This window comes from Nocardiopsis protaetiae (assembly GCF_045446735.1).
Taxonomy (GTDB): domain Bacteria; phylum Actinomycetota; class Actinomycetes; order Streptosporangiales; family Streptosporangiaceae; genus Nocardiopsis; species Nocardiopsis protaetiae.
In genome coordinates this window covers 1-6,487 of sequence record NZ_JBJJBV010000340.1, presented here as the reverse complement: position 1 = coordinate 6,487, position 6,487 = coordinate 1, and the positions used below count along the sequence as shown (strand labels likewise).

General features: G+C 75.4%; 5 protein-coding genes and 1 pseudogene. 1 reads left to right on the top strand and 5 read right to left on the bottom strand.

The features are described from left to right. A pseudogene (locus ACJOT3_RS31270) lies at nt 1-368 on the top strand (hypothetical protein); the annotation flags it as partial. Here the strand turns inward: ACJOT3_RS31270 and ACJOT3_RS31265 are convergent. The 5 genes from ACJOT3_RS31265 to ACJOT3_RS31245 form a co-directional block, all read right to left on the bottom strand. Beyond that, entirely contained in the window at nt 356-532 is a 177-nt protein-coding gene (locus tag ACJOT3_RS31265; protein WP_406976730.1) for a hypothetical protein, read from the bottom strand. The pseudogene ACJOT3_RS31270 and the gene ACJOT3_RS31265 sit on opposite strands and share 13 nt — an antisense overlap. Before the next feature lie 119 nt (nt 533-651). After that, complete coding sequence (locus tag ACJOT3_RS31260; protein WP_406976729.1) at nt 652-1,602, bottom strand: bile acid:sodium symporter family protein; 951 nt, start codon at nt 1,600-1,602, stop codon at nt 652-654. A 103-nt stretch (nt 1,603-1,705) separates the two neighbouring features. Next, nucleotides 1,706-2,263: a hypothetical protein gene (locus ACJOT3_RS31255; protein ID WP_406976728.1), complete on the bottom strand. Its 558-nt coding sequence runs from the start codon at nt 2,261-2,263 to the stop codon at nt 1,706-1,708. A 220-nt stretch (nt 2,264-2,483) separates the two neighbouring features. Further along, on the bottom strand, nt 2,484-3,743 hold the full coding sequence (locus ACJOT3_RS31250; RefSeq protein WP_406976727.1) for a TIGR02679 family protein: 1,260 nt from the start codon (nt 3,741-3,743) through the stop codon (nt 2,484-2,486). Between the two features lie 14 nt (nt 3,744-3,757). Beyond that, nucleotides 3,758-6,487: SbcC/MukB-like Walker B domain-containing protein (locus tag ACJOT3_RS31245; protein WP_406976726.1), on the bottom strand; the 2,730-nt coding region annotated here is incomplete at its 5' end.

Genomic DNA, 6,487 nt, shown 5'->3' with positions numbered 1-6,487 from the left:
CGGTGACGCACGAGGAGGTGTGCCGGGGGCGCAGCAGCACCCGGATCTGCTACGGGACGTTCGAGGCCGAGGGCGGGACCGTGCGGGAGGGGGTGCAGGTGCAGTCCTCGCGGGAGTGCGAGCCCGGCCGGGTCGCCGACGTCCGGTTGGTGCCCGGGGAGGACACGTGGCTGTCGACGACCACGGCCGACCGGGTCTACGAGGGCGCCGGGTTCGGCAGCGGGGTCGGGACCTCGCTGTTCCTGCTGGTGTTCATGGGGGTGTTCTGCTTCGGGCTGGGCGGGCTGTTCGGGGCCGGGGCGGTCGCCGTGGGCGGCGGCCTGGCCTGGGAGGTGCTGCTCCGGGTGTTCCGGGGTCAGTCGAAGTAACAGCGGGGGGCGGGGACGCGCCGCCGACGGGGGCGGTGGGCGCGGGGCGCCGCGGTGGAGGCGGGTGGGACCACCGGGGCGGGCGGCGGGGGCGGGGTGAGGAGGAGGTGTGCGCCGGTCGTGGTCAGGGACAGGGCGAGGAGGCCGGAGAGGATGCGTGCCATGACCACAGCCTGGCAAGAATCACTCTCCGGCGTCATATGGTCACCCGAGGAAAAGTGTCCGGTTGCGGACTCGGAGTGCGGGTGTGGGTGCGGGTGTGCCCGGGTAGCCGGTTCGCCGGTCAGGGGGTCGGGGCGGGTTCCTTCTCGGGGGTGCGGCGGGCCCAGTAGGTGGCCAGGGCCGAGCCGGACAGGTTGTGCCAGACGGAGAACAGGGCGCCCGGCAGGGCCGCGAGCGGGGAGAAGTGGGCGGTGGCCAGGGCGACGGCCAGGCCGGAGTTCTGCATCCCGACCTCGACGCTGACGGCGCGGCGGGCGCTGTCGGGAAGTCGGCCGACCACGCCGACCAGGTAGCCGAGTCCCAGGCCCAGGCCGTTGTGGAGAACGACGGCGAGCGCCACCAGCAGGCCGGTGCCCAGGACGGCGTTCGCGTTGGCGCCGACGATCCCGGCGACGACGACCACGATGCCGGTCACCGAGACGAGCGGCATCGCGGGCAGCAGGCGTTCGACCAGGTTCGGGACGGCCATGCGCAGGAGGAGACCCGCGAGGACGGGGCCCAGGACGATCTGCAGGATCGACAGGAACAGGTCGCCCGCGGCCACCGGGAGGGTGGACCCGGCCAGGCCCAGCACGAGGAGGGGGGTCAGGACGGGGGCGAGCATGGTGGAGATGGAGGTCATCGCCACGGAGAGGGCGACGTCGCCGCGGGCCAGGTAGACGATCACGTTGGAGGCGGTGCCGCCCGGGGCGGCGCCGACCAGGATCATGCCGACGGTGAGCAGCGGCGGCAGGCCGAGCAGGTGGGCGATGCCCCAGCCCAGGATGGGCATGATCGTGTACTGCGCCAGGACGCCCAGCAGGACGGCCCTGGGGTGGCGGGCGACGATCGCGAAGTCGGCCGGGCGCATGGTCAGGCCCATGCCGAACATGATGACGGCGAGCAGCAGCGGGGTGTACGGGGCGACGTGCGCGGTGGCCCCGGGCAGCAGGAGTCCGAGCACGGCTCCGCCCAGGACCAGGAGTGCGAACCACCGGCCGGTGAAGTCGGCGATGTTCTTGATGGCGTTCATGTACGGCTTTCCCGAAGAGTTCCCCGGGGCGGGCGGGACGTCCCGCCCCGGGCGGTTGCCGCCCTGTGGGTCGACACCGCCCGGCCAGGGTAGTGCTCGTGGTTCAGCGCAGGACCAGCTGGGTGTCCAGTCCGTCGTCGGGGTGGTAGCTCCAGGTCGCCTCGATGCCGTTCCACTCGAAGCTCCGGCGGCCGTCGAGGGCGCGGGTCTGGCCCATTTCGACGAACAGGCTGTCGGGGGCCTGGAGTTCGGTCAGGACGCAGTCGAGCTCGTCGTCCTCCAGGCCGGTGGAGTCGGCGGCCCCGCGGTGCTGGAGGAACACGGAGCGGCCCTCGTCGCCGATCTCGACGGAGGGGTCGTCGGTGAGGCCGCAGGCGTCCAGGGCGGTCTCGAAGGGGCGTCCGCTCAGGTCGACCGAGGTGAACAGGAGGGTGAAGCCGACACCGGCGATCGCGCCGACCAGGACGCCGACGGCCAGGGTGAGCCAGGGAGAGACGCTCCGGGAGGGCGGGCGGGGCGGTGGCGCCGGGGGCAGGTGCGGGTGCGGGCCGACGGGGCGCGGTGGGAGGGCGCCGCCCTGGGGCGGGACGCTCCAGCCCGGGCCGGGGCCCGGCCCGGGGGCGGGGGGCTGGACGGGCGGGGGCGGGGCCCAGCGGGGCACGCGGCCGGGTTCCCCTTGTGGGGATGAGTGCCCGGGCTCCCCTTGCGGGGAGGAATGTCCGAGTTCACCGCGGGGGGACGGATGCCCGGGGTCACCCTGCGGAGAGGGGTGTCCGGGTTCGCCTTGCGGGGAGGTGTGCCCGGGCTCCCCCTGCGGGGATGGGTGTCCGTCCATGCCGCCCTCCCTGTGCGTCGCGCTCAGGGAGTCATGCCCGGAGCGGTCACCGCGCATCCTCCGGCCCGGGCAAAACCGCGGCCGGGTCGCCCGCCAGGTCTCGCAGCAGGTCGTCGACCACGGACTCCTCGTGGACGGCGCGCCCGTGCCGGGCCATGGCCTCGGCGAGTCCGGGGTCCCAGGGGGTGGGTCCGAGGGCGGCGGTCCCGGGCAGTTCCGGGAAGGAGTCGTCGACGCGGGACGTGTAGTCGGCGGCGGTCATGCGCCAGGGTTCGGCCGCGTGGCGGGCGATCGCGTACCTCGTCATCGCCACCCCGGCGGCGTCGAGGTCGCCATGGTAGCGGAGCCGTCCCCCGTTCGCGCGGATCGCGGAGGCCAGGCGGTGGAAGGCCGCGGAGGGCCAGCCCTCGGTGCACAGCAGCGGGGGGCAGGCCGCGCCGAGCCGTTCGGCGGCGGTGCGCAGGACGGCGGGGTTCTCGCAGACGGACACGACCGGGGCGGTCACCGTGATCGGCAGGGTGACGAGCTGGTGGAGGGTGACCTGGAACGGGACACCGAGCGCGGCGGCGCCGGTGAGCCACTCCCCCAGTCCGGCCCCGGCGGCGGGCAGGCCCAGGACCAGGACCCGGCTGGACAGGTCGTCGTTGATGACGCCGTGGGCCTCCCAGAGGGCGCGGGCGGCCTCGGCGCTGTCGGCCCGGGGCAGGCCGGTGCGGTCGGCCAGCGCCCCCAGGACGAGGGTGGCGAGCGGGGTCCTGGGCTCCAGGGCCTTGGTGTCCCCGGCGGTCCGGGCGGCCAGGTCCTGGCGGGTCAGGCGCGGTGGGTCGTCGGCGGTGACGTGTTCCAGGATGCGCACGGCCCGGGCCAGGCGGTGGGTCTTCTTTTCGTTGGTGAGCCATGTGGCGGTGCCCTTGACGGTCCGCCCCAGCCAGTTGCGGTACCAGTCGTGGGCCGTCAGCGGGCTGTTCAGGGCGGGGGCGAGGACCTCCTCGCGGAGCCGCTCCCGTTCCCGCTCCTCGTCGCGGCGGCGGCGCAGGGGCGGCCCGACGGCCTCCAGCACGTCCACGAGCCCTTCGTTGCGGGAGCGGCGCAGGGCGGCGTCGAGTTTCGCCAGGGGCACGCGGAGGGTGCGCACGCCCGGGGAGTAGGCGGTGCCGAGCAGGCCCTGGATCGCGTTGCGCTCGGCCTCGGTGGGCTCGGGCACGCTGGCGCCGCCCTCGACCTCGCCGTTGTGGAGCTCCACGACCCGCCGGGCGGAGGCCAGCAGGCGGGCGTAGGCGGAACGGTTCAGCGGATGCTCGGGCACGGGGGCCTCCCGGATCAGTCGGCTTCGGCGGGGTCGGTGGTGTCGGTGGTGCTGGCGGTGTCGGCGAGGTCGACCGGGAGGGTCCCCTCGGCGGCCAGGGGGACGAACCGGCTCGGGGTGATGCCGAGCAGGTGGGCGGACAGGGCGTCGTTGCCGGAGAACCCGGCGTCGGCGTCGATGACCTGGGCGCCGTCCCACAGCATGAACATGGCGGAGACGGTCTGGAGCGCCTTGTCGTGGTGCATGTCGTAGTGGGCGGCCATCGGGACGCTGTCGTAGTGCACCCACAGGTCGTGCCCGGTCATGAACACGTCGAGGTCGAAGGTGACGGTGAGCCCCATCAGCTCGGGCTTGTACCGGTCGTCGATGCCGGCGAACGCCTCGTCCAGGGCGATCAGGCGCGGGCAGGTGGCGCGGGCGGAGGAGTACAGGGCGTTGGCGGCCGCGAACAGGGGCAGGTGGATGGCCGCGGACTTCTCGCCGCCGGACATCTCCTCGTGCTTGGCCTTGGTGAGGCGGACCTCCTCCTGGCCGGGGACGGCCTTGCGCAGCTCGAACCTGTACCACTCCCGGTAGTCCAGGACGGCGGCCAGGACCTGCTTGTAGGTGGCGCGCGGGTGGGCGGCGTGGTACTCGCGGATCAGTTCGCGCAGCAGTCCGCGCAGTTCGGTCAGGCCGCTGGGGCCCAGGCCCACGGCGTCGCGGCGCAGCAGGTCGGCGACGGCGCGGTTGCGGCCGGTGAGGTGGTCGGCGCGGGTCCAGCGGATGCCGATGCGGGTGCCGGAGGTCATGGGCCGCGAACGGGTGTCGGTGTCCATGCTGCGGACCAGGTCGCGGGCGGTGCGCACGCGCTCGTGGATCTGCTGGGCGATGGCGGAGAGGAGTTCGTCCTCCAGGACGCCGCGCTCCTCGCGGCGCAGCAGGGCGTCCTGCTCCTCGACGCGTTCGGCGACGGTGCGGGCGAAGGCGGGCAGCGGGTTGCGGCCGGTCTCGTCGCCGACGTGGACGGTGATGATCCCGCCCGGGTCGGCCTCGTGGTCGATGCGGTAGCCGTCGGCGGTGGCGGCGAGGGCGTCGGTGAACACGCGCAGCGCCTCGGACATGCGGGTGCCCGCGGTCTTGAGGGTCGACTCGGCGACGGGGGCGGTGCCGACGGCCGCGGTGAAGGCGTCCAGGGTGTCGGCGGCGCCCGGGGGCAGGACCGAGCGCAGGGCCTGGTCGGGGTCGCCGCCGCCGGTGACGGCGGCGGTGATGCGGTCGGCGGCCTCCTCGGCGTCCGGCCACAGGGCCGGGGCGGGCCAGGTGCGGTCGCCGTCGATGCCCAGCAGGGTCCGGGTGCCGGGGCGGGTGAGCGGGGCCAGGCCCGCGCAGTGCTCGAACACGGCCTCCAGGGCGAGGAGGAGGGAGGAGCGGCCGCTGTCGATGCCGGCCTCGGCGCGGATGACGTCGTCGCGGGCCGCGGTGGCGCGTTCGCGCAGGTCGGCGAGGACGGAGCGGATGTGGACGAGGTCTTCCTCGGTGCGGCGCAGCCGGTCGATGACCTCGCGGGCGGGGGCGTCGACGCTGTCCTGGCGGACCTGGAGGCGGGTGACGGTCTCCGCGTGCTCGGCCGCGCGCTCCTCGTGGGCGCGGGTGTCGGCGGTGTGGGCCTCGGTGAGGCGCTCGATGGTGGCGGTGCGCTCGGCGAGGTCGTGCTCGGCGCGTTCGACGTCGGTGCGGGTCTGGAGCAGGGCGCGGTGGGCGGCGCGGAACGCGTCCAGGGCCGCCGCCACCGCGTCGAGGTCGGCGGGGGCGGTGGGCAGGGAGCGCTCGGCGGCGGCCGCGCGCAGCCGGGTGCGGTGGGCGTCGACGTCGGCGGTGGCCGAGTCCAGCCGCAGGCGGGCCTGCTCGCGGGCGGCGCGGGCCCCGGCGACGAGGGTGGCGTGGTGCTCGACGGTCCTGAGGGCGCGGGCGACGGGCGCGGTGTCGGGCAGGTCGGTGCGGGCCAGCGCGAACGCCTTGACCCGGTCGGCGGCGGCGCCCAGGCGCTCCTCCAGGTCGGAGAGGTCGGCGGTGAGCGCGTCGATGCGGGCGTCGAGGTCGGCGAGGCGCTCGCGGCGCCGGGCGGCGCGGTTGGTCGCGCCGATGAACTCGGGAGCGGCCTTGGGCCCGGCCCCCACCAGCACCCCGAGGCGGAAGTGCCCGCCGGTACCGATGTGAACGGTGGGGGTGACGGGGTCCTCTGGGGCGGACACTCCGTCGGACGCGCCCGGGCCGGTGGAGGCCGGGGAGCCGCCGGGGACGGCGGGGAGACCGGGGGTGCCTGGAGCGGATGTGGCGCCGAGGGCACTCGGGTCGGCGGAGGCCGGGGAGCCGCCGGGGACGGCAGAGGGGTCGGGGGCTGCCAGGACGGGTGTGACGCCGGAGGTGTGCGGGTCGGTAGAGGTCTGAGAGGCTCCGGGGACGGCGGGGGTGGCGGAGGTGCCCGGAGCGACAGGGGTGTCGGTGAGGGGGATGGAGGTGAGGAGGCGGTCGATGGCGTCCGTGGGGACGTGGTCCTGGTCCTCGGCGACGAGGACGTCGGCGAGGGTGGGGGCGGGGGCGTTCCCCTCGGCGGCGGCCCCTTGCGGGGCGGGGACGAGGTGGGCGTCGGGAAGGAGGGCTTCCAGGGCGGCGCGGGCGGTGTCGGGGTCGGGGTGGACCCAGGCGGTGAGCAGGCCGGCGGCGTCCAGAGCGCCCTCGATCCCGGCGGCGCGGGCTGGGTC

Bases quoted from the DNA above. Each gene is read 5' to 3' on its own strand.
- ACJOT3_RS31265 (WP_406976730.1), bottom strand. From the start codon at position 532: ATGGCACGCATCCTCTCCGGCCTCCTCGCCCTGTCCCTGACCACGACC.
- ACJOT3_RS31260 (WP_406976729.1), bottom strand. From the start codon at position 1,602: ATGAACGCCATCAAGAACATCGCCGACTTCACCGGCCGGTGGTTCGCA.